At 66.4% G+C, this 26,227-nt stretch carries 20 protein-coding genes; 6 read left to right on the top strand and 14 right to left on the bottom strand.

Annotation, left to right across the window (positions count from 1 at the left end; all coding sequences use genetic code 11):
* Nucleotides 1–32: 32 nt before the first annotated feature.
* The 5 genes from tpiA to hmpA form a co-directional block, all read right to left on the bottom strand.
* Nucleotides 33–773, bottom strand: coding sequence for a triose-phosphate isomerase (tpiA, locus tag DES44_RS07215; RefSeq protein ID WP_058935580.1), 741 nt, complete (start codon nt 771–773; stop codon nt 33–35).
* On the bottom strand, nt 773–1,780 hold the full coding sequence (locus DES44_RS07210; RefSeq protein WP_058935581.1) for an NAD(P)H-quinone oxidoreductase: 1,008 nt from the start codon (nt 1,778–1,780) through the stop codon (nt 773–775). The genes tpiA and DES44_RS07210 overlap by 1 nt, the downstream gene beginning before the upstream one ends.
* Nucleotides 1,781–1,786: 6 nt before the next feature.
* Nucleotides 1,787–3,919 (bottom strand): polyribonucleotide nucleotidyltransferase, encoded by a 2,133-nt coding sequence (pnp, locus tag DES44_RS07205; RefSeq protein ID WP_058935582.1) that lies wholly within the window; start codon nt 3,917–3,919, stop codon nt 1,787–1,789.
* Between the two features lie 331 nt (nt 3,920–4,250).
* Entirely contained in the window at nt 4,251–4,520 is a 270-nt protein-coding gene (gene rpsO / locus DES44_RS07200) for a 30S ribosomal protein S15 (protein ID WP_058935583.1), read from the bottom strand.
* Nucleotides 4,521–4,812: 292 nt separating this feature from the next.
* Complete coding sequence (hmpA, locus tag DES44_RS07195; RefSeq protein ID WP_058935584.1) at nt 4,813–5,994, bottom strand: NO-inducible flavohemoprotein; 1,182 nt, start codon at nt 5,992–5,994, stop codon at nt 4,813–4,815.
* A 301-nt stretch (nt 5,995–6,295) separates the two neighbouring features.
* Here hmpA and DES44_RS07185 point away from each other — a divergent pair, with 301 nt between their 5' ends.
* Nucleotides 6,296–8,284 (top strand): sigma 54-interacting transcriptional regulator, encoded by a 1,989-nt coding sequence (locus DES44_RS07185; protein ID WP_232309792.1) that lies wholly within the window; start codon nt 6,296–6,298, stop codon nt 8,282–8,284.
* On the opposite strand, the gene DES44_RS07180 is transcribed toward DES44_RS07185, so the two are convergent.
* The 4 genes from DES44_RS07180 to DES44_RS07165 all read right to left on the bottom strand — a co-directional run bounded on the left by DES44_RS07180 (nt 8,250) and on the right by DES44_RS07165 (nt 13,799).
* A complete protein-coding gene (locus DES44_RS07180; RefSeq protein ID WP_147307003.1) occupies nt 8,250–10,361 on the bottom strand; it encodes a YuxH family protein in 2,112 nt (703 codons plus the stop codon). The genes DES44_RS07185 and DES44_RS07180 overlap by 35 nt on opposite strands.
* Before the next feature lie 188 nt (nt 10,362–10,549).
* Nucleotides 10,550–12,760, bottom strand: a complete 2,211-nt coding sequence (locus DES44_RS07175; protein ID WP_058935588.1) for an ATP-binding protein — start codon at nt 12,758–12,760, stop codon at nt 10,550–10,552.
* The gene (locus DES44_RS07170; RefSeq protein WP_058935589.1) at nt 12,753–13,421 is read right to left on the bottom strand and encodes a response regulator; all 669 of its coding nucleotides are present in this window, start codon (nt 13,419–13,421) and stop codon (nt 12,753–12,755) included. Before DES44_RS07170 ends, DES44_RS07175 begins: the two co-directional genes overlap by 8 nt.
* A gap of 165 nt (nt 13,422–13,586) precedes the next feature.
* Nucleotides 13,587–13,799: a hypothetical protein gene (locus tag DES44_RS07165; protein WP_147307002.1), complete on the bottom strand. Its 213-nt coding sequence runs from the start codon at nt 13,797–13,799 to the stop codon at nt 13,587–13,589.
* Between the two features lie 419 nt (nt 13,800–14,218).
* Between DES44_RS07165 and DES44_RS07160 the strand changes: the two genes are divergently transcribed.
* The 5 genes from DES44_RS07160 to DES44_RS07140 all read left to right on the top strand — a co-directional run bounded on the left by DES44_RS07160 (nt 14,219) and on the right by DES44_RS07140 (nt 20,352).
* Nucleotides 14,219–15,373 (top strand): serine hydrolase, encoded by a 1,155-nt coding sequence (locus tag DES44_RS07160; RefSeq protein WP_147307001.1) that lies wholly within the window; start codon nt 14,219–14,221, stop codon nt 15,371–15,373.
* A gap of 126 nt (nt 15,374–15,499) precedes the next feature.
* Nucleotides 15,500–15,910, top strand: a complete 411-nt coding sequence (locus DES44_RS07155) for a PA2779 family protein (RefSeq protein WP_058935591.1) — start codon at nt 15,500–15,502, stop codon at nt 15,908–15,910.
* Nucleotides 15,911–16,017: 107 nt separating this feature from the next.
* Nucleotides 16,018–16,971: a PA2778 family cysteine peptidase gene (locus DES44_RS07150; protein ID WP_083525669.1), complete on the top strand. Its 954-nt coding sequence runs from the start codon at nt 16,018–16,020 to the stop codon at nt 16,969–16,971.
* 160 nt (nt 16,972–17,131) lie between these two features.
* The gene (locus DES44_RS07145; RefSeq protein WP_083525670.1) at nt 17,132–18,739 is read left to right on the top strand and encodes a polyamine aminopropyltransferase; all 1,608 of its coding nucleotides are present in this window, start codon (nt 17,132–17,134) and stop codon (nt 18,737–18,739) included.
* The gene (locus tag DES44_RS07140) at nt 18,721–20,352 is read left to right on the top strand and encodes a flavin monoamine oxidase family protein (RefSeq protein WP_058935592.1); all 1,632 of its coding nucleotides are present in this window, start codon (nt 18,721–18,723) and stop codon (nt 20,350–20,352) included. Before DES44_RS07145 ends, DES44_RS07140 begins: the two co-directional genes overlap by 19 nt.
* Nucleotides 20,353–20,395: 43 nt before the next feature.
* Here the strand turns inward: DES44_RS07140 and DES44_RS07135 are convergent, their stop codons facing one another.
* The 5 genes from DES44_RS07135 to DES44_RS07115 form a co-directional block, all read right to left on the bottom strand.
* Nucleotides 20,396–21,829 carry a cytochrome c gene (locus DES44_RS07135; RefSeq protein ID WP_232309793.1) on the bottom strand — a complete coding sequence of 478 codons (1,434 nt, stop codon included), beginning with the start codon at nt 21,827–21,829 and terminating at the stop codon, nt 20,396–20,398.
* Nucleotides 21,830–21,849: 20 nt separating this feature from the next.
* Entirely contained in the window at nt 21,850–23,622 is a 1,773-nt protein-coding gene (locus DES44_RS07130) for a GMC family oxidoreductase (protein WP_058935593.1), read from the bottom strand.
* Between the two features lie 141 nt (nt 23,623–23,763).
* A complete protein-coding gene (locus DES44_RS07125) occupies nt 23,764–24,474 on the bottom strand; it encodes a gluconate 2-dehydrogenase subunit 3 family protein (RefSeq protein WP_058935594.1) in 711 nt (236 codons plus the stop codon).
* A 195-nt stretch (nt 24,475–24,669) separates the two neighbouring features.
* Nucleotides 24,670–24,921 carry a MoaD/ThiS family protein gene (locus DES44_RS07120; protein ID WP_058935595.1) on the bottom strand — a complete coding sequence of 84 codons (252 nt, stop codon included), beginning with the start codon at nt 24,919–24,921 and terminating at the stop codon, nt 24,670–24,672.
* A 5-nt stretch (nt 24,922–24,926) separates the two neighbouring features.
* Nucleotides 24,927–26,177, bottom strand: a complete 1,251-nt coding sequence (locus tag DES44_RS07115) for a molybdopterin molybdotransferase MoeA (protein WP_058935596.1) — start codon at nt 26,175–26,177, stop codon at nt 24,927–24,929.
* Nucleotides 26,178–26,227 lie beyond the last annotated feature (50 nt).

Here is a 26,227-nt window from a genome sequence, read left to right as displayed (position 1 = left end):
CCAGAACCCTTTTGGACCTTCAGCCGGTGGATTCAGCCGGCAGCGCGGCAGATCGCCGCAAAATCAGCAGCCTTCAATGCGGCGCCTCCGATGAGGCCGCCGTCGATATCGGGCTGGGCAAACAGTTGGGCCGCATTGTCCGGCTTGACGCTGCCTCCGTAGAGGATCTGCATCTGGTCCGCCTTCTGCGTGGCCGCCTTGAGCTGCTGACGCAGCAGCGCATGCACATGCTGAGCCTGCTCCGGCGTGGCGGTCAGGCCAGTGCCGATCGCCCAGACCGGCTCGTAAGCCACCACGATTTCCCCGATGCAATGCGTCAGGGTGTGGATGACCGCGGCGAGCTGGCGCTTGACCACTTCTTCGGTGCGACCCGCTTCACGTTCGGCCAGCGTCTCGCCCACACAGACGATGGGCGTGATGCCGTGGGCCAGCGCGGCCTTGGCCTTGTCGGCCACCAGCTGGTCACTTTCGTGGTGGTAGGCGCGGCGCTCGGAATGGCCCGTGATGACATACCGGCAGCCGATGTCCGCCAGCATGGCCGAGGACACTTCGCCGGTATAGGCACCTTGCTCATGCGCCGAGCAGTCCTGCGCACCAAAGGCCACGAGCTGACCGGTCAGGGCCAGCGCGGTTTCGGTGATGTAGGGGAACGGCACACACACGGCCACCTGGGCGTTCCAGGGACCAGCCTCCTTGAGGCCCGCCAGCAGCACGGCATTGGACGCACGGCTGCCATGCATCTTCCAGTTGCCCACTACCAGTTTCTTGCGCATCAATGCTTCTCCGTCTTGTCGTGCCAGCTCAGCACGATCTTGCCGACGTGCTCGCCGGACTCCATCAGGGCATGGGCCTTGGCGGTGTCGGCCGCCGGGAGCTGGCGATACAGCACCGGGCGGATGACCCGCTGCTCCAGCAACGGCCAGACCCGCTCCCGCAGCGCCCGGGCGATGCCGGCCTTGAAGTCCAGCGAACGCGGACGCAGCGTGGACCCGGTGATCGTCAGCCGACGGCGCAGCACCTGACCAGCATCAAAGCCGGCCTGCACCCCGCCCTGCACGGCGATGATCACCGCACGGCCGTCGTCGGCCAGGCATTCGACGTTGCGCGCCACGTAGGCGCCCGCCACCATGTCCAGGATCACATCCACGCCACGACCTTCGGTGAAGGTCTTGGCTTCGGCCACGAAGTCCTGCTCGCGGTAGTTGATCGCGTGATGGGCGCCCAGCGCCAGACAGGCCTTGGCCTTGTCGTCGCTGCCCACCGTCACCAGCACCTTGGCGCCCAGAGCCTTGGCCAGTTGAATGGCCGTGACCCCGATGCCGCTGCTGCCGCCATGCACCAGCAGGGTCTCGCCCGGCTGCAGACGCGCCCGCTCGAACACATTGCTCCACACGGTGAAGAAGGTCTCCGGCAGGCTGGCCGCCTCTTCCATGCTCCAGCCCGCAGGCACCGGCAGGCATTGCGCCACCGGGGCCACGCAGAGCTCGGCATAGCCGCCACCGGCCACCAGCGCACAGACCGCGTCGCCGACCTTCAGGCCAGCAGCCTTCAGGGCGTCGGCATCGCCGGACTCGATGACGCCCGCCACCTCCAGCCCAGGGAGATCACTCGCCCCGGGTGGCGGCGGATAGGCGCCCTTGCGTTGCAGGACATCCGGCCGGTTGATGCCGTAGGCCGCCACACGGATCAGGCATTCCGAGACCCCGGGGACGGGGTCAGGACGCTCGACCAGTTGCAGCACCTCCGGTCCACCGGGCTGGCTGATGGCGATGGCTTTCATGACGAGTTACTCGCCAGCACCTTCCGACGGAGCGTGTGCGGGTGCATCACGGTCCAGCAGGGCCTTCATCGACAGCTTGATGCGGCCCTTTTCATCGGTCTCCAGCACCTTGACCTTGACGATCTGGCCTTCGCTCAGGAAGTCGGTCACCTTTTCCACGCGCTGGTGGGCGATCTGGCTGATGTGCAGCAGACCGTCCTTGCCCGGCAGGATGTTGACCAGGGCACCGAAGTCCAGGATCTTGGTGACCGGGCCTTCGTAGACCTTGCCCACTTCGGCTTCGGCAGTGATCTCTTCGATGCGCTTCTTGGCGATTTCCGCCTTGGCGCCGTCGGTGGAGGCGATGGTGATGGTGCCGTCTTCCGCGATGTCGATCTGCGTGCCGGTTTCTTCGGTCAGCGCGCGGATGGTGGCGCCGCCCTTGCCGATCACGTCACGGATCTTCTCCGGATTGATCTTCATGGTGTACAGACGCGGCGCGAACTGCGAGATCTCGGTGTTGGCGGTGCCCATGGCGCCGACCATCTTGTCCAGGATGTGCAGACGGGCTTCCTTGGCTTGCGCCAGGGCGACCTGCATGATTTCCTTGGTGATGCCCTGGATCTTGATGTCCATCTGCAGGGCGGTGATGCCGGCGGTGGTGCCTGCCACCTTGAAGTCCATGTCGCCCAGGTGATCTTCGTCACCCAGGATGTCGGTCAGCACGGCAAAGCGGTTGGCGTCCTTGATCAGACCCATGGCGATACCGGCCACGTGAGCCTTCAGGGGCACGCCAGCGTCCAGCAGCGACAGGCAGCCGCCGCAGACCGAAGCCATGGACGAGGAGCCGTTGGACTCGGTGATTTCCGACACCACGCGGATGGAGTACGGGAAGTCTTCCTTGGTCGGCAGCACGGCCACCAGGGCGCGCTTGGCCAGACGGCCGTGGCCGATTTCGCGGCGCTTGGGGCTGCCCACGCGACCGGTTTCGCCGGTGGCGAACGGAGGCATGTTGTAGTGCAGCATGAAGCGCTCGGAGTACTCGCCGGCCAGCGCGTCGATGACCTGCGCGTCGCGGTCCGTGCCCAGGGTGGCAGCGACCAGCGCCTGCGTTTCACCGCGGGTGAACAGGGCCGAGCCGTGGGCGCGCGGCAGCACGCTGTTGCGGATCTCGATGGGGCGCACGGTGCGGGTGTCGCGACCGTCGATGCGCGGCTCACCAGCCAGGATCTGGCTGCGGACGATGCGGGCCTCGATCTCGAACAGCAGGCCTTCCACTTCGACGCCGTCGAATTCGACGTTCTCGGCGGTCAGGGCTTCCTTGACCTTGGCATAGGCTTCGCGGCAAGCCTGGGTGCGGGCCTGCTTGGAGCGGATCTGGTAGGCAGCGCGCAGCGGCTCTTCAGCCAGGGCGGTGACCTTGGCGATGAAGGGCTCGTTCTTGGCCGGAGCGGTCCAGTTCCAGGACGGCTTGCCGGCTTCGCGCACCAGTTCGTTGATGGCGTTGATGGCCACCTTGCCCTGGTCGTGGCCATAGACCACGGCGCCCAGCATGACGTCTTCGGTCAGCTGGTCCGCTTCGGACTCGACCATCAGCACGGCGGCTTCGGTGCCGGCCACGACCAGGTCCAGCTTGGACTCGGTCAGCTGGGTCTTGCCCGGGTTCAGCACGTATTCGCCGTTGATGTAACCCACGCGGGCAGCACCGATCGGGCCGTTGAACGGAATGCCGGACACAGCCAGCGCAGCGCTGGTGGCGATCATCGCGGCGATGTCGGCCTGCACTTCCGGATTCAGCGACAGGGTGTGGATGACCACCTGGACTTCATTGAAGAAGCCTTCCGGGAACAGCGGGCGGATCGGACGGTCGATCAGGCGGGAGGTCAGGGTCTCCAGCTCGCTGGGACGGCCTTCGCGCTTGAAGAAGCTGCCGGGGATCTTGCCAGCGGCGTAGGTCTTCTCGATGTAGTCGACCGTCAGCGGGAAGAAGTCCTGACCGGCCTTGGCTTCGGTACGGGCGACCACGGTGGCCAGCACCACGGTGTCTTCAATGTTCACCAGCACGGCGCCGGTGGCTTGACGGGCGATTTCGCCGGTCTCCATCGTCACCTGATGGGGACCCCATTGGAAGCTCTTGACGACTTTGTTGAACATGCTCATTGCATCTCCTCAGTGATAAACAGCCGCAATCGGCGCGGCTTCAACCGGGAGTGAGACTGGGTTTGGCGGGATGCCATTCCAGCGTGACTGCGGCCCAAGCCGCCAACCACCCTGGAATGACACAGCAGCGCCACGTCAGCCCCGACTCCATTCAGAACAACCTGCAGGCGTGATTCAGACCGTCTTTGAACAAGCGTTGAACCGGCTTGGACAAGCGTCAGAAGCGCCTGAGGTTGCCACCTCGTGAAAGACCAACTTTGCACGAGACGTCAGAAACAACAAAGAGCCTGTTGGCATACATCCAGACAGGCTCTTCGTTCACAGGCGATGATTACTTGCGCAGACCCAGCTTCTGGATCAGGGCGGTGTAGCGGTCAGCGTCCTTGTTCTTCAGGTAAGCCAGCAGGCTCTTGCGCTGGTTGACCATCTTCAGCAGACCGCGACGGCCGTGGTGGTCCTTGGCGTGCAGCTTGAAGTGGGGGGTCAGCTCGTTGATGCGAGCGGTCAGCAGAGCCACTTGGACTTCGGGAGAACCCGTGTCGTTGGCGCTACGGGCGTTGGCCTTGACGATGTCAGCCTTGTTCAGATCGGCGATTGCCATGATGCGTTCCTTGTTCCGGAATGAATTCGGAAGGTCCGCCGGCGGGATGCCACACCGTGAACAAACCTCACACCTGCCGCCAAAGCGACCAGGCCGGGCCCATCCACACTGGCGCTGTTGAGAGTTTGGGGCCAGAAAAGGCCACCCAGCGCGCGGTTTCCGAGAGGGACTTGCGGACACAGGTGAAACCGACCCGTGCCGTGCTCGTTGCTTTGCCACCCCGGTGGAGTGACAAAACAGGCGGAGTATAGCCCAGGAAGCGCGGCTCGCGAACCTGGGGCCGCTTCCTTGATCAGGCGGCGAGTGACTCCAGGGGGCCGAAGAACTCGAAACGCACCTGCGACTGCGGAATCTGCAGGGCCTTGGCGCTGGCAAACACCTGCTGCATGAAGGGCTTGGGGCCCAGGAAATACAGGTCCACGTTGCGGTCCTGGGGGAGCAGTTCGGCCAGGAGGTCGGTGTTGACGCGCCCCATCCGGTGCGGCTTGCAGCCCGGGCGCGGCTGATCATAGAGGTAGAGCGGCTGCACATTCGGATGGGCTTGCGCCAGGGCGTCCACCCGGTCGCGGAAGGCGTGGACGGCACTGTGTTGGGCCGCATGGATGAAGTGGACCGGGCGACCGGTGGACGCCACCGTCTCCAGCATGCTCATGGCGGGGGTGATGCCGACCCCAGCAGTCACAAGCACCAGGGGCCGCGTGGACGATGCATCCAGCACGAAGTCACCGCACGGCGGGAGCGCCCGGACCTGGTCGCCGACCGACAGGTGGTCATGCAGCCAGTTGGACACCCGGCCCTCGGGTTCGCGCTTGACGCTGATGCGATACCAGCCCCGCCCTGGCGCGTCGGAGAGGGAATAGTTGCGGCGCACATCCTTGCCGTCGAGCGTCAGCACCAGGGTCAGGTACTGGCCGGGCTGGTAGTCCATCAGGGATCCGCCGTCGGCGGCCTCGAAATAGAGCGAGGTGATGATCTCGCTCTCCCGCTCCTTGCGGACCAGCCGGAGCTGGCGATCTCCGCGCCAGCCACCCGGGGAGGACGCATTCGCGGCATAGACCTGCTCTTCAGCGTCAATGAGCAGTTGCGCGAGCGCGCCATAAGCCTGCGCCCAGGCGGCCAGCACTTCGTCGGTGGCGAGTTCGCCCAGCACCTCGCCAATGGCGCGCAGCAGGCACTGGCCAACCACGGGGTAGTGCTCAGGGAGCACACCCAGTGCCGCATGCTTCTGGATGATGCGCGGCAATGCAGGCGCGAGAGCTTCCAACTGGTCGATGTGAGCGGCGTACGCCAGCACGGCACCCGCGAGGGCGCGCGCCTGCGTGCCCTCGGCCTGGTGGGACTCGTTGAAGAAGGCCTTCATGTCGGGGTGGTCCCGGAACATGGAGGCATAGAAGTGACGGGTGATGTCTTCCCCGCGTTGGCGCAGCAGGGGAACGGTAGCCTTGATGAGGGAGACGGTAGCGGGAGAAAACATGTGGACTCCAGTCAGTGGATGACGTGCAGTTCTCAACATCCGTGCCAGGCAGTGACCTTGTGCTAAGCCTTTGAATCGACAGGAGTTTGTGTTTTGTGGTTTGATTGACAACGATTGAATGTGGTTGTTATCACAACGGTTAAATCCTTTTGGCAGCTTGGCCTGTTGTCGAAACAACCACTTCAAGGGGAAACTTGGCATGCCAACCGGGTCGGTGAGCCATGGCGAGGTCGAACTGGCACCAGCTCACAACCCCTTCTTCGGTCACAGCCCAAACGTCCGCAGATCCGACAAGTCGCCCATGAACGCCACCAGCCTTTCCTCCCGCTTTGCCGCCGCGCTTGAAGCCACCCTCGAGCAGTTACCGTGTGACGCGGCAGCGATCCTGAAACTGGAGGGCGACGCGCTGCACCCACTGGCCGTCCATGGGCTGGCCGAAGAAGCCATGCAGCGACGTTTCCCGCTGGCTGGCCATCCGCGGCTGGCCGCCCTGGTGAGAGCCCGAGGCGTTCACCGCTTCCCCCCGGACTGCGGACTGCCCGACCCCTATGACGGTCTGGTCGAGCATCCAGACACGCCCGCGGATCAGTTGCTCCCGGTCCACGACTGCATGGGCGCTCCGCTGACCATTGGCGGACGACTGTGGGGCGTGGCGACGTTCGATGCGCTGCGTCCGGGTGCCTTTGATGCGATCCAGGAAGAGACCGCGACCGCAGTGATCGCGGCGCTGCAGATGCACCTGGAAGCGATCGTGGCGGATGAAGCCAGGCAGAGGCGGGCCGATAACCGATCGGCGACCCCGCGCAAACGGCCATCCATTGGCAGCCCAACTGCCGCAGCAGCCGCAGCAGCCGCAGCAGCCGCAGCAGCCGCAGCTGTTGATGCTGATGCTGATGCATGGGCCGACTCGTCCGAATTTGCTCCGATGGGGGAGGCGTCGGATGCTTCCGCCGCGCCGTCCGTGGTCGGCGTTGCCCGCGCGCTGGAAGCGACGGACGGCCTGCCCTCTCGGACGACTTCGTCGGTATCGACCATCGTGCGGGAAATCCGTCAGCTCGAAGGCCGCAGCGCTGCGTGGCAACAACTCATCCGTGAAGTGGACACCGTGGCGCCCTCGGACCTGACGGTGCTCATCCTGGGCGAGACCGGGGTAGGCAAGGAACTGGTGGCGCAGCGACTGCATGAAGGGTCCCGGCGATCGACGCGCCCGCTGGTCCAGGTGAACTGCGCGGCCCTGCCGGAGACGCTGGCCGACAGCGAACTCTTCGGCCACCGCCGCGGGGCGTTCACTGGCGCCACCCAGGACCGCATGGGCAAGTTCGAGCTGGCGGCCGGAGGGACGCTCATGCTGGACGAAGTGGGTGAACTGCCATTGACGGTGCAGGCCAAACTGCTGCGGGTGCTGCAGAGCGGAGACATCCAGCGACCGGGCAGCGACCGCCCGCTTCGAGTGGACGTCCGTGTCGTGGCCGCGACCAACCGGGACCTGCGGGCGGAGGTCGCAGCGGGTCGATTTCGCGCCGACCTGTATCACCGGCTGGCGGTCTATCCGGTGCATGTGCCGCCCCTGCGGGCACGGGGACGGGATGTCCTGGCACTGGCCGGAGTGTTCCTGGAAGAGAACCAGCACCGACTGGGCGCCCGCAACCTGAGGCTGTCGCCCGCCGCCCGGGACGCGCTGCTTCGCCACGACTGGCCGGGCAATGTGCGAGAACTGGAACACCTGATCAGTCGCGCCGCGCTGCGGGCGTGGGCGGGACCGCGAAAGGCGCAGCGCTGGACAACGATCGAGCCGGAGCATCTGGGACTGGAACCGATCGGGGATGCGCTGTCGGCAGCGATGCAGGGCCGGGCTTACCGGGAGCAGGTGGGTGAATTCGGTGAAGGGCCAGGTGAATGGTTTGGTCAGCGAGTCGGCCAACAGGTCGACCAACGGGTCGGTGAACGGGTCGGTGAACGGGTCGGTGAACGGGTCGGTGAACGGTTTGTTGCACCGGTCCGTGAAGGGATTGTTGAGCCGGTCGGTCAACGGGTTGTTGAGCGGGATGGTGAACCGATGGGTGAGAGGATCGACGAGCGAATCGGTGAGCGGGTCGATGGGTCGGGCCCTTCCCTTCAAGCCCCTCAAACGCTGCGCGCCGCGACCGAAGCGTTCCAGCGCCAATGGCTCGCGGCCCTTCTGCGACGCCATCCAGGTTCGCTGGCCGCGGCCGCCCGCGAGGCCGGGATGGATCGAAGCAACTTCCATCGCCTCATCAAAAAGTGGGGCCTGACGGAGGCTCGCCGCTGAGGTCAGGCGAGGCGGACTCGTCGCTGGCGGCAAGCGCTACCCAGGCCTCCCGGGAGCACAGCCGTCGGTACAACCCGAAGACACGCGCCTCCAGCTCCTGCGGCGAGCGGCAGGCGCGGGCGCCGATCAGTCGGGCGCGGAAGTTGTACATCTGCTCCCTGACCGAGGCCGACCAGGCGCGCCCGGATTCGTGCGGATCGAAGGAACTGTGACGGAGGATGCGCATCCAGCCCGACAAAACCCGGTACGGCAGCGCTTCCAGAACGTCCGCCAGCGTGGCGGCGGGCGCAGGCCGCTCACTGCCCGTGAGGCTGGCACATCCTCCAGTGAACGGGTGACCTACCAACCCCGATTCACCCCATGAGCCCGCTGCGCCGCCTTTGCCAATCAGGCTGGACGCGCCGCTCCAGTTGGTCGAGTCCTTGGCGCCGATTGGGTCTGCAGCAGGCCCGTCTCCTCTGGCATGCAATGCACTCGGGGTGACGTCGGATTGAGAGGTTCCACCTTCATGCGGACCGCGCGGGCCAGACAAGCCATGGGAGCGGTAGGGGCCCAACGCGCCGGATGCGCTATTTGACGCATGTGACGCATGTGCATCCTGGCCTTGTGCGCTTGGATGACGGCCATGCATTCGCTGGACCCCAAGCTCTGCGGTCCCCGCATGCCCCCAATGAGGCGCAACAGATGCGACGGACGCAACGCCCCCAAGCCCATCGAATGCGTTCACGCCGCATCGATGCGCCCCACTCAACCCCTCCGCATAAATCCTCTGCAGCATCAGCAGACGAATCACCAGTGCAGGGTCCGTGGCACTGACCATGGCGAGCGTTTCGCGAGACGCGCCCTGCTCCACCAGCCGGTTCAGTTTGTGCAGGATCTGGACATCGCAACACGGCAGCGCCCGCACGGACTCCTCCTGCGCGGGCTGGATCAACGGCCCCTGAAACCGATGCACGCCCAGCCGACGCAGGCGTAGATAGTCTGCAGGCTCCGTCAGCCCCTCGACGATCACTTGCAGCTCGGCATACTCGGCACGCCTGAGCCAACCCGCCCATCCCGCAGGGGACTCGCGGGCCACCTGCAGCTTGGCATAACGGACCAGCGGCGCCCACATCCAGCGGGGATCGTCAGGACCGCCCAGCTCCGAGAGCGCGAACGCATACCCCGCCGCATGCAACTGCGCAATCCGACGCGTCACCTCAGGATCCACCGGCAGCGTGCGCGGGAGCTGAATGATGAAGTGAGGGGCGCACAGCGCGTCGGCCACACTGCTCATCAAGGCCTCACGGTCCAAGCTGACGAACAGGCCTCCCGGCGCGCGGTGCTTCAGGCCGCCATCCAGCAGGGCATGGCTCAAGGTCATGCAGACGGCGTAGGGGCTTGGCGGCTCGTCGGTGCGGTCGCGGCCGGCGTCCCAGCGGAACGTGAGCTCGTGTCCCATCGGTTCCACGGTGCCATTTGAGATCGCCTGCCGGGCGAAACGAACCCAGCGCAGCGTGCCCGCATGGAAGAGCTTGCCGACAGGCTGGACACGCGCAGAAGTGCCAACGTCTGCGTCGCCGGTCGCCACCATGCTGTGAGCGCGAAGCGCTTCGCTGGACACCTTGCTGGGCGCATCGTTGGACTCCCTGTCGGCCGCTCCCAGGCGGGCGCGGTGGGATACCGGTTGAAAGAGCCCATTGGAGGCGACGCGTGGTAAGCCGTCTTGCACGACGAACGGCGGAACGACGTTCGCAAGCACGCCATTCGGCCGCGAGACATGGGCATGCAGCGGCGACTGCGAGCCGTGCTGCTGCGAGACGTGCGACTGCGGGACGTGAAGTTGTGAGGCGTGTGATTGCGCAGCACGTGATCGCGCAGCGTCTGACGGCGCAGTGTGCGACTGCGCACCGTGCAACTGCTCCGCGTGTGACTGCGTCGCACCGCGCGACTGCGCAGCGTGCAACGGCGCGATGTATGACGGCTCGACGGATGAAGGCAAGAGGGGACCCGGCACGTCGGGACGATCCGCCGATGGGTCGCTGGCAACAGGGGTGGAGGGGCAAGAGGTCTCGGTAAAACGGGCAGACGGCAGCATGGTGGGCGACACCTGCCGGAGTTGGACCCCACGGCAGGCCTGTCTATAAGGGACTGCCAGTATTCGCGACTGCCTCTCGAGAGGCGATGGCTCAACTCGAGGCCGGTTTGGCGGTCGCCAACCGGGACCGGTAAGTCCTGTCGCGGGTTTCAGTGGGCGTCTGCTGCATCGAGCGCGTCTGCTGCAACTCACGAGGCTTCCGCAACAGGCACGACTGCTGCAGCTGACGAAGCTGCTGCCACTGACGCGACTTCTGCAAACGACGAATCTGCTGCAGCGGCCAAGCCTGCCAGATCCGCTGCTTCACGCCTTGTCGGATCGCACGGCCCCAGCGGCAGTCGAACCCGAGTATGGGCGCCATGCCGAGTCCGCACGAATCGATAACGGCCGCCCATCTGCCGCGCCCGCTCCCGCATGCCAGCCAGCCCTCGCCCACCGGACAGGATGCCGACTGGCGGCTGCATCGAGGCGACGAGTCCTTCCCGTGCATCCCACGTCGAAACGTGCCTCCCCGAGGTTTGCGCCCCCCTGCGCCCCTGCCACGGCGCAGATTGCTGCGACAGCCCCTGCCCATCCCCCATCACCCCCTGCCCATCATCATCCACACTCAAGCGCAACACATTCCGCTCATCCACCTGCATCGACACCCGCAACCGCGTGGCACCCGCGTACTTGACGGTATTGGCCACCGTCTCTTCCACGATCCGCAGCAGCGCCCGGGCCTCGTCCCCCAGCAGCACCAGCTCCTGCCCCTCCGCAATGTCGATCTCCACCGAGAACTGGTCGCTGCTCAACACCTCATCCAGGCTGCTGGCGTACGCAAAAAGAATGTCCTGAATGGGCCTGACCTCCCTAGGCTGGGTGACCGAAATCGTCTCCCGAAGGTCCTTCAGCGCATCCAGCAGCCGCTGCTCCAGTTGGTCCGGACTGAGCTCCCGCTCACGGACACTGAACAGCGTAGTGACCAGCTTGGAGCCGATGCCGTCATGCAGATCGCGATAGATGCGATCGCGCTCCGACTGGGCCGCCGCCTCGTTCTCCATCTCGCGCTGTCGCTGGTAGCTGACCTGAAGCTCTCTCTCCCGCTGCGCGAGCGTTGCTTGCAAGGTGTCATTGGATTGACGGATGCGCAGCACATAAGAGCGCATGCGCTCCAGCAGCCCCTGCGCCATCACCAGCAGCAGCAAGGGCATGGTGAGATGACTCAGCAGCACCGGCGCCGTCAGCAGATGCGCCAGCGTCCAGCCCGAACAGGGCACCGTCAGCGGAAACAGCTGAGCCACCACATTGTGGTCATGCAGCGCAAACACTTGGGTGAGGATGCTCAAGGCCAGCAGCAGGAAGGCGGGACGTCGCCGGGTGCGCACCGCGTGCCGCGCCAGCCGAACGGTGGCATACACATAGAACAGCATGAGCATCGGCAGCCAGTACTGCGCAATCCACCCCCGCACGGTGAGCCCGGCCAGCGGATAGAGGAGCGGCACCGACAGCGCCGCCGCATACAGCGCCTGCCGGGCCCGCCGCGGCATGGTCTCGCCGATGAAGGCGAACACAAACAGCGTGAGCAGCACCGCCACGGCGCCCAGGCACACATACTGCACCCACTCACGCATAGGCTGCCAGGCGGTGGGCACATAAGGCGTGAGCACCAGGGAAAACATCACTGCCCACACGGTGGTCAGGGCCCCGGCCAGGGCGAAGGCCCGCCCATCCTCGCGACTCACCCACCCTGCCCCCAGCAGGAACAAGCCCGCCAGCAAACACAACAAGTTGGACGCATTGGCCATGGAACTGCCAATGAACGCCGTCAATTCAAAGGCCAGATTGGCCGCCGGCACACTCCCGACATACAGCGGCGGCAGCAAGGTCCGTCCATCCTGGCTGGACAGCTCCACCACCACCGTGTTGGGCCCGTCCTGACGCAGCAGACGATGTGCCAGCGGCACCACCAGCGGCCGATTCCAGCGATAGCGGGCCTGCACATTGGTCCGCGGCAGCCCCGCCACCCACACGCCATTCAGATACACATCCATGCCATCAATCGCCTGACTGAACAGCAACGCGCGGCCAGGCGGCAGGCGCTGACCCGGCGCGGGCGCTGGCGACGGGGTCATGTACTGATCCAGGGAAATCTCAAAACTGATGTGGCGAAGGCCGGCCGCGGGGTCGCTGTCCACGCGGGAAGGCAACCGCGCTTGGACCTCGTCCAGGAGCACCTGCCCCGTTGACGCACTCACCACCTGCAGATGGCGCGCCTCGGTCACCTCCATCAGGTCGTCGGCCAGGTGACTGGAACAGGCCACTGGCACTGCCACCAGCAGCAGCGCGGTCCACGCACGAGGTCGCCATCGGACCAGCATGTGCACGACCGCCAGCCACAGACGCTGCAGCTCACTCATCCAGCACTCCCAGCGCCCGGGTCACACTGGCGGCGCGCGCCCGCGAATTGACGCCCAGTTTGCGATAGATGGACCGCAGATGCTGATTGACGGTGTGCGGCGATATCTCCAGCCGGCGCGCGATCTCCACCACCCGCAGGCCATCCACCAGCAGCCGCAGCACCTGCCATTCGCGCTCGCCCAAGCCCAGCTCCTCCAGCACTTTCTTGCGGTCCACCTGCGGGCGGGCATGACTCTCCAGCAGGCGCAGCCGGTCCAGCAAGGTCTGCGAGACCGAAGGACTCAGCGGCGCCTGGCCGTTATGGGCACACACCAGCTTGTCCACCAGGGCGGGGTGGATCTCGTCCTTGAGCAGATAGCCGCAGGCCCCTGCCCGCAAGCTGCGCATCACATGCTTGGCATCGGCAAAGGTGCTGACCACGAGCGCCCGAGCCTCCTGGCATTTCTCGGCGATCAGGCGGATCAGTTCCACGCCGTCCACATCCGGCAAGCCCAGGTCCACCAGATAGAGGTCGGCCCGGTCCGCCATGATGGCCGCCACCGCCTCCGAACGGTTCTTTCCAACGGCCACCACCTCACACAAGGTGCTGGCTGCAATGATGTCGATCAGTCGCTTCAGGATCATGGGGTCGTCTTCAATGATGGCCACCGCGATGCTCATGCTGCTTCTCCTTTGACTTGTCCTTGTTGCCTGTTCGGCAGGGGGAGCCAGTGTGTCGGGCAGCGCAAAACCAACAACTGCCCATGCATGCAGACGCACTTAGGCAGTCAATGGCTTCGCTCGCATGGAGAAGCCCACTTCATATCGGCAGGGGAAAGCCTTGGATCAGTCAGGAGCCTCCTGAGAACAGGGGACTTCCCACCGCGAATCCAACGAGGCCAGGGCCACCACGATCAACAGCAAGCCGCCGCCTGCCAAAAGGAGGTAGCCGATAGGTGCTAGTGCAAGGATGGAAGGCGCCTCCACACACCGCCCAAGGCCCGTGAACAGGGCGCCGACGGTGGTCATCTGGAGAGCCGCTTTCAGCAGAGTTTTCATGTGAAGCGTCCGCCACCGCCTTGCGACGATGCACGGACTGAACAGGTTTGATGGGATCGCTAACAACGATCAGCCGGTGACGCGAGGTTTGTCAGTCACGCAGGCCAGTCGGTTCAAAAGAAACCTGACCCGCCGGTGCCTGCACGCCACTGGCGTTAAATACCCACGCGGCCCACCCGCATCGGCTGACGTAAGTGCGTCATGAGCACGTTTGGTAAGACGTAAACGGACAAAGAATCACGCGACACCGTCGCCTTCGAGCACAATCGCACAAGCCTCTTGTTGACCGTCGCGCCATGCCTCTGCCGTCCTTGCGTTCCCGTTCAGGCCTGACCCTCGCTGCCCTGTCTGCCCTGCCCATCGGTCTTGTGGTGTGGGCCGTCGCACATGGCCTGGGACACGGGCCGCGAGCCCCCCGGATGGTGACCGAGGTGATCCCGACGCCGGGTTCCGCCACGGCGCTGGCCAACGCCGGGCAGCAAGCCGTGACCCCGCTCCCGGCTTCACGCCGCTCCGCGGTCGGTCAGGATGCCACTGACAAGCCGTGGATCGCATCAGGCACCGTCGGTGAAACGCTGGCTGCGGCCGAGTCCGCCGCTGACGCCGTCGCGGTGTCGCGCGCCGATGGGGACACGCCCGCCGGGACCGGCACCGATGGCGCTGCCGCCCGGACCGTGGCCCTGAGCACCGGCCCCAACCCAGGTGCCGCCGTCGCCGAAGCCGCGGCCGATATGCGCAGCGCCACCCGTTTCACCACCACCCCCTCCGATGGCGGACCGATGGACGCCTTGCCGGTCCATGCCCGGCACATGATCGTGATGGATGACAACGGCCAGGTGCTGGCGTCCAAGGAACCGGATGCCGTGGTGCCCATCGCCTCCCTGACCAAGCTGATGACCGCCATGGTGGTGCTGGACGCCCGGCAGAATCCGCAGGAAGCCTTGACCATCGACGACGAGGACGTGGACCGCCTCAAGCACAGCGCCTCCCGCGTGCGGGTGGGTGCGCGCCTGACCCGGGCGGATGCGCTGGAAATGGCGCTGATCGCGTCAGAGAATCGCGCCGCGTCGGCCCTGGCTCGGAACTTTCCTGGCGGCTTGCCGGCCTTCGAATCCGCCATGCAGGCCAAGATCCGGGCCTTGGGCCTGACCCACACGGCGCTGAGCGATCCGACTGGGCTTTCACCTGCCAACCTCTCGACCGCCAAGGAAGTGGCTCGCATCGCGATGGCCGCTTCCCGTTATCCAGAGATCGTGCGCATCACCAGCGTCAAGTCCTCGACGGTCGAGGTGAATGGCCGGGATCAGGAACTGCGCAACACCAACCACCTGGTGGGCGCCAAGGGCTGGGACATCCGCCTCTCCAAGACCGGTTTCACGAATGAAGCCGGACGATGCCTGGTGATGCGGCTGAAACAGGGCGCTCGCACCCTCACCGTGGTGCTGCTGGACACGGACGGCTCGGCCCAGCGGCTGCAGGATGCCGCCCTCATCCGCCGCACCCTGGCGGGTGAACCCGCCCCGGCGGAGCGGGCCGTGCCGGCGCGCAAGCATCACAAGGTGAAGCTCAGCTGAGGCCGCTCGCGGCCCTCACGCGTGTTGGCTACTAGCTGCGTGGAGTGTGACTCAAGGTAAGCACTCTTGTAACAAAGCGGAGGGAGCTTCTAGCATCGCGTCCTCTCCCCTTTTTCACACTCGACCATGAGCCGCACCTCCTCCCGCTTCACCCGCGTCATCGCTTCCTCGCTGATCGTTTCGTGCTCGCTGATGGCCGTGCCGATGCATGCCTCGGCCCAGATCGTGCCGACGGATGCGCTGGTCCAGCCCGTGAGCACGGGCAATGTGGCTGACAGCCGTGCCCGCGTGAATGCCTTCTTCGCCCGCAGTGACGTTCGTCAGGCGATGATGAACGAAGGCGTGGACGCCGCCAGCGCCCAGGCCCGTGTGGACGCGATGTCCGACGACGAAATCCGTGCCCTGGACGGCCGCATCGCCAAGGCGCCGGCCGGCGGCGACGTGCTGGGCATCATCTTCACCGTCTTCGTCATCCTGCTGGTGACCGACATCCTGGGCTTCACCAAGGTGTTCCCGTTCACCCGCTCGATCCGCTGAACGCGCTGATGGATTGATCGGCGGATCACAAGATCTGCCCTCTCGGGGCCGCGCGGGATCTTCGCCCGACCGGCCCCGGATGTATTTTTCAGAGCGAGAGATCCTGCATGCGTCGTCTGCTGCTCAAGGCCGCCCTGGGTGGCCTGGTGGTGTCCCCCCTTCTGCTGGCCGGTTGTGCGAGTACACCCCCGCAGGTGAGCGCGCTGGAGTCGAACTGGCCGGCGCACCTGCCGGCGCGGGTCGATCTGTCCAGCCGCACGCCGTTCATCCCGCAGGACGACTACGAATGCGGCCCCGCCGCGCTGGCCATGCTGCTGCAGAGCAACGGCAAACGCGCCACCATCGAAAGCCTGAAGCCGCAGGTCTTCCTGCCCGGCCGCCAGGGGTCGCTGCAGACCGAGATGCTGGTGGCCACCCGCCGCCAGGGCTTGCCCGCCTACCCGCTGCCGCCCCGGCTGGACGCCCTGCTGTCCGAACTGGCCGCCGGCCATCCGGTGATCGTCTTCCAGAACCTGTCGCTGGACGTGTATCCGGTCTGGCACTACGCCGTGGCTGTGGGCTACGACCGTGAACGCCGCATGCTGCTGCTGCACAGCGGCAAGACGCGCCGCCAGGAGATCGAGCTGCCGGTGTTCGAGCGCACCTGGGCCCGCGGCGACTACTGGGCCATGACCACGCTGCCGCTGGATCAGGTGCCCGCCTCCCTGGACGGTGCCCAGACGGGCGCCGCGCTGAGCGCGCTGGAGCGACTGCATCCGTCCGCGGCCCGCCAGGGTTACCTGACCGCCCTCACCCGCTGGCCCGGCGAGCCGGTACTGCTGATGGGGGCCGGCAACACCGCCTACAACGCTGGCGACAAGGCCGCCGCCCAGAAGTACTACAGCCGCCTGACGGACGTGCGCCCCGACATCGCCGACGGCTGGAACAACCTCGCGCAGGTGATGCTGGACCAGGGCTACCGCTACAAGGCGTCGCTGGCGATCCAGCGGGCAGTGGACCTCGGCGGCCCCCGCCTGGACCAATACAAGTCGCTGCAAAAGAAGATCACTGCCGGCATGTGAGGGGTCGCGGTAAGGGGTGGCAGCTTGGTCCATCCCGCCGAAGCAGGATCTGACCACCCTCTGAGGGCCGCGAGCGTCAACCGGCCGCAACACCCCTAGGTGGGCAGCGCCCCCCGGTGCGCTGCGAGTCGCGCACCGCGTGATAGCCTCGCGCCCCATCATGTCCCAAGACTCTCCCACCCACGCCCTGCCGCCCCCGGACGCTCCGGAGGACCTGGAGGCTGTGGCCTCCCGCGCCTCGCTGCCCGAGGTGCTGCTGCTGGCCAGCGTGTTTGTCATCGCCGCCTGCGGGCTGGTGTACGAACTGGCCGCAGGCGCCCTGGCCAGCTATCTGCTGGGCGACTCGGTCCTGCAGTTCTCGACCATCATCGGCAGCTACCTGTTCGCCATGGGCCTGGGCTCATGGCTCTCCCGCTTCATCGACCGCCAGCTGGTGGCCCACTTCCTGCGGCTGGAGCTGCTGGTGGGCGTGATCGGCGGCCTGATGCCGGCCGCCCTGTTCACCGTGCACAGCCTGCTGCCGCCGGGCCAGGTGATGGCCTTCCGCGTCCTGCTGTACGCGCTGGTGCTGGTGGTGGGGACGCTGGTCGGGCTGGAGATTCCGCTGGTGATGCGCATCCTCAAGCGTCATTTCCGGCAGCGTTATGCGCTCAAGGAACTGGTGTCGCAGGTGCTGACCTTCGACTACCTGGGCGCCCTGCTGGTGGCCCTGGCGTTTCCGCTGGTGCTGGTGCCGCAGCTAGGGCTGGTGCGCACCGGTCTGTTCTTCGGGCTGCTGAATGTGGCGGTGGCGGTGTGGGCGCTGTGGATCTTCCGTGCGCGGCTGCGAGCCTGGCGGTCGCATGCGGTGGCCTGCGGGCTGTCGGTGCTGGTGCTGCTCATTGGCATGGCGGGGGCAGATCACCTGAGCACCTGGGCGGAAGACCGCTTTTATGGCGAGCACATCCTGTTCAAGGAAAGCAGCGACTACCAGCGCATCGTGGTGACGCAAGGCCAGGGCGGCACGCGCCTGTTCCTGAACGGCAATCTGCAGTTCCACTCGCGGGATGAATACCGCTACCACGAGGCGCTGGTGCACCCGGCCATGGCGGCGCAAGGCGCGCCGCGCCATGTGCTGGTGCTGGGCGGCGGGGATGGCATGGCGGTGCGCGAGATCCTGCGCTACCCCACCGTGGAGCAGATCACCCTCGTGGAGCTGGACCCGCACATGACCACGCTGTTCTCCACCATGCCGCTGCTGCGTCAGCTCAACCAGGACGCGCTGCTCAGCCGCAAGCTGCGCATCGTCAACGCCGATGCCTTCGGCTGGCTGGAGCAGCATCCGACGATGTATGACGTGATCATCATCGACTTCCCGGACCCCAGCAATTTCGCATTGGGCAAGCTCTACACCGCCAGCTTCTACAAGCTGATCGACCTGCACCTGAACGCCAGCGGCTTTGCGGTGATTCAGTCCACCTCGCCGCTGGTGGCGCCGCGCAGCTTCTGGACCGTGGTCAACACGGTCGAGTCGGTCGGGCTCACCGCAACGCCTTATCACGCCCATGTGCCCAGCTTCGGTGAATGGGGCTATGTGCTGGCCAGCCGCCGCCCCTGGGTGACGCCGCGCAGTCTGCCGGACGGGTTGCGTTTCATCAGCCTGGACGGCTTGCCCGCGCTGATGAACTTCCCCCCCGACATGGCGCGCCCGGAGCACCTGGAGGTGAACCGCCTCTCCAACCAGGCGCTGGTGCATGAATTCGAGCGGGAATGGGGCAAGCTGCATTGAGCGCCGCGGGGCTTCGTCGCCGTGAGGTCCTGGCGCTGACCCTGCTGCCAGCGCTGGCGGCGTGCGGTCGGGAGGCCAGGCCCCTGGCCGATCGCATTGCGTCACGGGCCGCCGAGCTGCCCGGCGGCTGGGTGGGCGCCGATGTGCGCAGCGGGCACCGCCTGCGCGAGGCCCGGCCCAGTTGGGACAGTGCCCCCGCCACCCCACGCCGTGCCCAGGTGCTGGTGCTGGGTGCAGGCATCGCGGGGCTGGCCTGCGCACGCCGACTGAAGGCGCAGGGTGTCGACGTGGCGGTGCTGGACCTGGAGACCCGGCCAGGTGGCAACAGCCGGTCGCACGAGATGGCAGGACTGCCCTGCCCGCTCGGTGCGCACTACCTGCCAGTGCCGGGGGACGAAGCTCCCGAGATCCAGGCCCTGCTGGAGGAACTCGGCCTGGCCCGGCATGTGGCGGGCCGCTGGACCTACGACGAGCGGCATCTCTGCCACAGCCCCCAGGAGCGCCTCTGGCTGGAGGCCCAGGACCAGTGGGTGGAAGGCCTGCTGCCGCCGCCGGAGTCGCCCGCGGTGCAGGCGGAGTATCAGCGCTTTGCCGGCCTGGTGGAACGCGCGCGGCGCGAGGTGGGCTTTGCCATGCCCAGCACCCACCACCGCTGGTCGTCCGCGCACGATGCGCTGGACCGCCAGAGCTTTGCCAGCTGGCTGGACGACCAAGGTCTGCGTTCAGCCCCGCTGCGCTGGTACCTGGACTACTGCTGCAGGGACGACTACGGCGCTCCGGCGGCGGAGGTGTCCGCCTGGGCCGGGCTGCACTACTTCGGCAGCCGCCATGGGTTCATGAGCCTGGAGGAGCGCGAATCGGTGCTCACCTGGCCGCAAGGCAATGGCTGGTTGTCCGCGCAACTGGCCCATCCGCTGGCGGATGCGCTGCATGTGGGGCATACGGTGCTGCGCGTGCGCGAGGAACGTCACGCGGTCCAGGTGCTCAGTTGGGATGCGTCGGCGGACCGCCCTCAGCGCTGGGAAGCTGACCAGGTGGTGCTGGCCCTGCCGCTGTTCATTGCGGGTCGCGTGGTGGAACAGCCGAGCGCGGCACTGACCGAGATGGCGCCGCGGATGCGTTATGCGCCGTGGCTGGTGGCGAACCTGCGGCTCGATGAACCGCCGCTGGAGCGGCTGGGTGCACCGCTGGCGTGGGACAACGTGGTGTATGGCCGCGACACGCTGGGCTATGTGAACGCCGGCCACCAGTCGCTCGATCCGCGTCGAGGGCCGTGTGTGTTCACCGCTTACCGCGCCTTGCCGCAAGCGCAGCGGGCCAGCCTGCTCACGCCCGATTGGCGGGCTTGGGCTGCGCAGATCCTGGCGGACATGGCCCCCTTGCACCCGGACCTGCCGGAGCGGGTGCAGGCGATGGACCTGATGCGCTACGGGCATGCGATGAGCATCCCGGTGCCGGGCCTACGCGGCGCAGCGGCGCTGAAGGCGCTGCGTGAGCAGGGCCAGGGGCGGCTGCATCACGCACACGCGGACCTGGCGGGCTATTCGGTATTCGAGGAAGCCTTCACCCAAGGTGAGGCCGTCGCGCGCCGGTTGTTGGCAAACGCGCGCTAACGACAGCGAGCGCACCCGCTGCTGGCAAGCGCGCTGCAACAAGTCAGTGCGCCTGCAACCTCGCCCTCACCTTCGCCACATCTTTCTCCGACACCGGCGCCGCCCGGTTGGTCCACCCCTGGCGAAGGAAGGTAGCCAGCGTCGCCACTTCACTGTCACTCAGGCGGTGATCGAAGCCTGGCATCACCAGCACTGATGGCGCCTTCTCCGTGGACGGCGTGCGTGCGCCCTTGAGCATCACATGAATCAGCGCTGACGGATTGTCCGCGTTGATGACCGTGGCGCCGTCCAGCGAGGGGAACACCCGCTGCGCGCCCTTGCCGTCCACAAAGTGGCAGGCGGCGCAGTTGTCCAGGTAGAGCCGCTCTCCCAAGCTCAGGTTGACCGCCTGCGTGAGCTTGGCGGCTGTCTCCTGCGCCCCTTGCGGCTTCACCTGGGAGGCACGATCCGCAACCGGGGTCAGTCCCTTCAGGTAGACCGCCATCGCATGCAGGTCGTCCTCTTGCAGATAAGCGGTGCTGTGGCGCACCACCTCGGTCATTTCACCGGCCACGGCCGCGGACGGATTGCGACCGGTCTGCAGGTAGTCGACGATGTCCTGCTCGGACCAGCGCGGCAGCCCTCTGAGCGAAGGCACGGCCCAGTCATTGAGCTCGCCGCCGGACAGGAATTTCGGCTCCCCGCTGTGGCTGGCCTTTTCGTTCATCGCCACGCCCCGAGGCGTGTGGCAACTGCCGCAGTGTCCCAGGCCTTCCACCAGATAGGCACCGCGGCTGACCTGAGGCGTCCAGCTGGCCACGGGTTTGAACGGATCAGCCGGGGCAAAGAACCAGTTCCACAGCCCCATTCCGAATCGAAGGTTGAAGGGGAAGCTCAGGCTGGTCGTGGGCGAGGCCTTGGCCACCGGCTTCACGCCTTCCATGAAGTAGGTGTAGAGCGCCTGCATGTCCTCGTCCGTCACCTTCACGTAGCTGGTGTAGGGCATGGCGGGATACAGGTGCGTGCCATCCGCTCGCTGGCCCTTGCGCACCGCATCAGCGAACTGCTGCGGCGTGTAGCGGCCAATTCCGTGTTCGGGGTCCGGGGTGATGTTGGTCGAATAGATGATGCCGTGGCCGCTGTCGATCGGCAGACCGCCGGCGAAGGCCGGCTGGCCTGGGGCGCTGTGGCAGGCGATGCAGTCCCCGGCCCGAGCCAGGTACTGGCCCCGGGCGATCAGCGCGGCTTTCGCTGAGCCCGATGCAGACTCAGCGGCGGCCCCAGCCGGAGCAGGCGCGGTCGCCGACGCGGGTCCGCTTGCAGCGCTGGCTGCGTTGGCTGCGTCGGCAGAGGTTGCAGCACTGGCAGCGCCGCTGCCCGCCTTGGTGGGCTCACCCGCCGTATCGGCCATGCCGTGGGTGGCGTAGACGGCGACGGCCGCCAGCGAGACGCCGGCCAGCATCTGCTGCAGGCGCCGGGAAGGCTTCAGGAGTGTCATGGGTCGTGTCCTGCCGTCGCTCAGGCCTGCACCAGCGGGCCGGGATTCTTGAGGTACTGCTGCTTGATGGCCTGCGCCGCGAACAGGGTGATGGCCCCGATGGTGGCGGTCGGATTGGCCTGGAAGTTCTGCGGGAAGGCGTTGCCGCCTGGCACGAACACGTTGTGCACGTCCCAGGACTGCAGATAGCGGTTGAGCGCGGAGTCATGCGGAGACGTCCCCATGATGGCGCCGCCCACGTTGTGGGTAGACACGTACTTGGTGATGTCCCAGTTCGAGTCCATCTTGAGGAAGTTCTCGCTGATGGCATCGGGCTTGAGCTCGCCGGCGATCTTGAGCACGATGTCGCGCAGGTAGCGCTGCAGCTTCAGCTCGTTCTCGCGCCAGTTGAAGGTCATGCGCAGCAGCGGCTGGCCCCACGGGTCCTTGTAGTTCGGGTCCAGGTCCAGGTAGTGCCCCCGGTAGGACATGCAGGTGGTGGTGATGCTCACCCCCATCGAGTGGCCATACCAGTCCACCATGCCCTCCTTCCAGCCCTTGCCCCACTGCGGCGTGCCCGGCGGCAGCGCAGCGCCGATGGGCGTGCCGGTGGCCTGCGAGCTGTGGATCTTGGCGCCCCCGATGAAACCCAGTCGGGGACCGTCCTCGAAGTTACCCGGGGAGATGTCGTTGAACATCTCGCCCGTGGCGCCTGCGGTGGCGAAGGGGTTGAAGTGCTTGTCCTTGAAGAACAGCGTGGCGCCGCCGTTGGAGAGGAAGGCGTAGTTGCGGCCGATGGTCCCGGTCTCGGAGATCGGGTCATAGGGCTTGCCGATGCCCGACAGCAGCATCAGTCGCACGTTCGCGAACTGGAAGCTGCTGAGGATGACGATCTTGGCCGGCTGGAAGACTTCGCGGTGTTGCTCGTCGATGTAGGTGACGCCCTTGGCGGTCTTCCGGTCGGCGTGCAGGTCCACGCGGATGACGTTCGCATTGACCTTGTAGTCGAAGTTGGGCATGCGCTTGACCACATCCAGGATGGTGGTCTGGGGCGACGCCTTGGAGTAGTTGAGGCAGGGATACTTGCTGCAGTAGCCGCAATAGTTGCAAGGGGCCAGCTGCGCGCCATAGGGATTGGTCCAGGCCTGCGACACATTGGCCGACGGGTTCGGGAACGGGTGGTAACCGAGCCGGGTGGCCACTTCCTTGAACATCGAGTTGTTCAGCGTGTCCTTCAGGGCCGGCAGCGGATAGGGGCTGGATCGCGGCCCCTCGAACGGGTCCCCGCCGGGTTGCAGCTCGCCGCGCAGGTTGCCGGTGTTGCCGGACAGGCCGCAGACCTTGTCGAAGAAGTCGAAGTGCGGTTCGATCTCGTCCCAGGTGAAGGGGAAGTCCTTGATGCGCATGTCCGCATCGAGCTGGCCCTTCTTGTAGGCCTTGTCGGCGTAGGTCTTGAGCTTGAGGTCGGTGGGCGTCGGACGGATCAGCACCCCCGTCCAGTGCAGGCCGGAGCCGCCCACGCCGGTGCCCGGTGCAAAGGCGCCCCACTTGCGGGTGGGCAGCGCCGTCTCTTCGCGGGTGTAGCGCACGGTCAGCGCGGCTTCGCGAGGCGTGGCGAAGACCTTGTTGCGGGTGTTGTAGGCGTACTGGTCCGCCGGCTTGGGATAGGCGAAGTCCTCGGGGGGACGGTCCGGGCCGCGCTCCAGCGCGCGCACCTTCAGGCCTTCGCGGGCCAGTTCAATGGCCATGAGGGAGCCCGCCCAGCCGAGGCCGACGATGACGACATCCACCTCGTCGTTGGTGATCGTTGACATGACGTGTGTCCTTCTGATCGATCAGGGTTGCCACGGAGGTACCGCAACCATGGGGTGATCAAAAAATGGGGCCCAAGGCCCGAATCCAGGAAGCGCCCCCGCGAGCGCCGAAGACCAGCGTGGGCGTCCTGCCCGGTCGGATCAGGCCCGCTTGCCGCTGAGGCTGACCGGCCCCAGGGGGTACTTGCGGTTGTGCTGGTCCACCCACTCGGTATAGGCCGCACGGGCGCCGGGGAAACCAATGGCGACCCAGGCCTTCATGTCCTTGTTTCCGCCGTACTTCGGGTCGGCCAGGTAGCCGTTCTTGGTGTCGCCCAGGAACTGGCCGAAGAACTGCGAGGCTTTGAGCGTCGGCTCGCCCAGGGCGGCGAAGTCCACCGTGTTCTTCTGCAGCGCGGTCAGGAACGCGTCCTTGTCCTTGTCGGCCAACTGCTCGAAGGGCTTGCCAAACTGCTTCTGGCAGGCCTGCTGGGCCAGCTTGATGCCGATGCGATAGGTGTCCTGCGGCGCGTAGGGCAGCTGAAAGCCCAAGGTGGCCGGCGCATCCGGCTTGTGGGGGCCTTGCAGATAGATGTCGCTGCCCAAGCCTTCCCCCAGTTGCTGGTCAATGAAGACCGGCACGTTGGTCTCCAGGGCACCGGGGCCTCGCCCCTCGGCCGGGATGAAGCGGTCGCAGGCCGCCATCACGAAGAGCCACTCGGCGGGCGAGAAGAACACGGGCTGGTAGCGCGAAAGCTCCACGCCCTCGAGCCCTTCGGCCTTGGGTTGGCCCAGCGGCAGGGCCACGATCGGCACCGCAGCGGCGGACGCCAGCAGCAAGGTGCGGCGGGAAGAGGTGAACTTGGTTGACATGGCGGCTTGCTCCTGGGGAGGGCTGGCATCGGACGGCCTGCGCAAGCACTGGTAGCGGTACCAATGCTGTAGTGGCCGCATTATCAGGAGCTCGCCATTAAGTTGGTACCGCTACCATTCACACATCGCACGCCTGTATCGGGATTTTTCAACGGATTGTGCGGCGAGCGCCCCGCCGCTGGATCAACTACCGGTTCAACCGCCCGTCACGGGCGGGAAAAACGCGACTTCCGCGCCCTCAGGGACCATGGCGTCCTCACGGGCCATGACCTGATTCAGCGCACAGCGCACCGCACGTCCCCGGGCCAGCGCCTGGGCGTGCGCCTCGTCTTTGGCGATCAAGGCATCGCGCAGTCCGCCCACCGTCAGACCGGGTTCGAAAGCGACCTGCTCCTGCGGCCCCAGGGCTTCACGCAGGGAAGCGAAATAGCGCACGGTGATGGTCATGGCGGTCAGAACAGATCGTTGAACGGCAGGAAACGCAGCAGTTGTCCGGGCTGGACCGTCGCGCCCGGCGGCAACTCGATCAGCCCATCCGCCCAGGCCGCCGAACTCATCACGCCCGAGCTCTGGTTGCCAAACAGCGCCAGGCCGCCCTGGTCGGTCACCCGGCCGCGCAGGAACTCGCGACGCTTGTCGGCCTTGGTCCAGGTGAATTCGGCAGGCAGTTGATACCCGCGCGGCGCCAGTTGCGTCGCTCCTTGCAGGCGCAGCAGCACCGGCCGCACGAAGAGCAGGAAGGTGACGAAGCTCGACACCGGATTACCGGGCAGCCCCATGTAGAAGCAGCGGCCCTGCGGAGCGTCCGCATGGTGGACCTCCCCGAAAGCCAGTGGCTTGCCGGGCTTGATGGCAATCTGCCAGAGGTCCAGCCGCCCTTCCCGCTCCAGCGCGGGCTTGAGGTGGTCCTCTTCTCCGACCGAGACGCCGCCCGAGCTCAGGATCAGATCGCTGTTGCGGGCCGCTTCCCGCAGCGCCGCACGGGTGGCGTCCAGCGTGTCGGGCACGATGCCCAGGTCGCGCACCTCGCAACCGAGCGCCAGCAGCAGCGCATGCAGGGTCGTGCGATTGGAGTTGTAGATCTGCCCGGGGCCCAGCGGCTGTCCGGGCAACACCAGCTCGTCGCCGGTGGAAAACAGCGCGACGCGCGGACGACGCGCCACCGTCAGCTCGGCAGCCCCCGCCGTGGCCGCCAGCCCCAGCGCGGCGGCATTGAGCCGAGCGCCGGCACTCAGGATGGTCTGGCCCCGTTGAAGGTCCTCGCCACGACGACGGATGTGCTGGCCCTGCGGCACCGCCAGCGGCACCCGCACATGGCCCAGGCCGCCCGCCGCATCTGCCACGGCTTCGCACTGCTCCTGCATGAGGATGGTGTCGGCGCCTTCCGGCACCGTGGCGCCGGTGAAGATGCGGGCAGCGGTGCCCGGCAGTAGCGCCGTGGGCACCGAGCCAGCCGGCACGCGCTGAGACACCGGCAGCAATGCGGTGGCGTCGGCGTTGGAAGCGCCCGCCCCTTGAAGCCCAGCCATGCGAACGGCATACCCGTCCATGGCGCTGTTGTCATAAGGCGGCACATCCAGCGGCGAGACCAGGTCCTGCGCCAGGATGCGCCCCAGCGCCAGCGGGGTGCTGACCGACTCGGTCAACCCCAGCGGTTGCACCTGGGACAGCAGCCGCTCCAGGGCCTGCTCCATCGGCAGCATCGGCGCACGTGCCGGATGTGCCGTGGCTGTACCGGCGGTCGAAGCGGACG

This window comes from Roseateles depolymerans (assembly GCF_003387155.1).
Lineage (GTDB): Bacteria > Pseudomonadota > Gammaproteobacteria > Burkholderiales > Burkholderiaceae_C > Roseateles > Roseateles depolymerans.
The sequence above is the reverse complement of the archived record's forward strand: the minus strand, read 5'-3'. Positions and strand labels throughout refer to the sequence as shown.

Coding starts and splice junctions, on each gene's coding strand:
- tpiA (WP_058935580.1), bottom strand. CDS start 773: ATGCGCAAGAAACTGGTAGTGGGCAACTGGAAGATGCATGGCAGCCGT.
- DES44_RS07210 (WP_058935581.1), bottom strand. CDS start 1,780: ATGAAAGCCATCGCCATCAGCCAGCCCGGTGGACCGGAGGTGCTGCAA.
- pnp (WP_058935582.1), bottom strand. CDS start 3,919: ATGAGCATGTTCAACAAAGTCGTCAAGAGCTTCCAATGGGGTCCCCAT.
- rpsO (WP_058935583.1), bottom strand. CDS start 4,520: ATGGCAATCGCCGATCTGAACAAGGCTGACATCGTCAAGGCCAACGCC.
- hmpA (WP_058935584.1), bottom strand. CDS start 5,994: ATGTTTTCTCCCGCTACCGTCTCCCTCATCAAGGCTACCGTTCCCCTG.
- DES44_RS07185 (WP_232309792.1), top strand. CDS start 6,296: ATGAACGCCACCAGCCTTTCCTCCCGCTTTGCCGCCGCGCTTGAAGCC.
- DES44_RS07180 (WP_147307003.1), bottom strand. CDS start 10,361: ATGCTGCCGTCTGCCCGTTTTACCGAGACCTCTTGCCCCTCCACCCCT.
- DES44_RS07175 (WP_058935588.1), bottom strand. CDS start 12,760: ATGAGTGAGCTGCAGCGTCTGTGGCTGGCGGTCGTGCACATGCTGGTC.
- DES44_RS07170 (WP_058935589.1), bottom strand. CDS start 13,421: ATGAGCATCGCGGTGGCCATCATTGAAGACGACCCCATGATCCTGAAG.
- DES44_RS07165 (WP_147307002.1), bottom strand. CDS start 13,799: ATGAAAACTCTGCTGAAAGCGGCTCTCCAGATGACCACCGTCGGCGCC.
- DES44_RS07160 (WP_147307001.1), top strand. CDS start 14,219: ATGGTGACCGAGGTGATCCCGACGCCGGGTTCCGCCACGGCGCTGGCC.
- DES44_RS07155 (WP_058935591.1), top strand. CDS start 15,500: ATGAGCCGCACCTCCTCCCGCTTCACCCGCGTCATCGCTTCCTCGCTG.
- DES44_RS07150 (WP_083525669.1), top strand. CDS start 16,018: ATGCGTCGTCTGCTGCTCAAGGCCGCCCTGGGTGGCCTGGTGGTGTCC.
- DES44_RS07145 (WP_083525670.1), top strand. CDS start 17,132: ATGTCCCAAGACTCTCCCACCCACGCCCTGCCGCCCCCGGACGCTCCG.
- DES44_RS07140 (WP_058935592.1), top strand. CDS start 18,721: ATGGGGCAAGCTGCATTGAGCGCCGCGGGGCTTCGTCGCCGTGAGGTC.
- DES44_RS07135 (WP_232309793.1), bottom strand. CDS start 21,829: ATGACACTCCTGAAGCCTTCCCGGCGCCTGCAGCAGATGCTGGCCGGC.
- DES44_RS07130 (WP_058935593.1), bottom strand. CDS start 23,622: ATGTCAACGATCACCAACGACGAGGTGGATGTCGTCATCGTCGGCCTC.
- DES44_RS07125 (WP_058935594.1), bottom strand. CDS start 24,474: ATGTCAACCAAGTTCACCTCTTCCCGCCGCACCTTGCTGCTGGCGTCC.
- DES44_RS07120 (WP_058935595.1), bottom strand. CDS start 24,921: ATGACCATCACCGTGCGCTATTTCGCTTCCCTGCGTGAAGCCCTGGGG.
- DES44_RS07115 (WP_058935596.1), bottom strand. CDS start 26,177: ATGCTGCCGATGGAGCAGGCCCTGGAGCGGCTGCTGTCCCAGGTGCAA.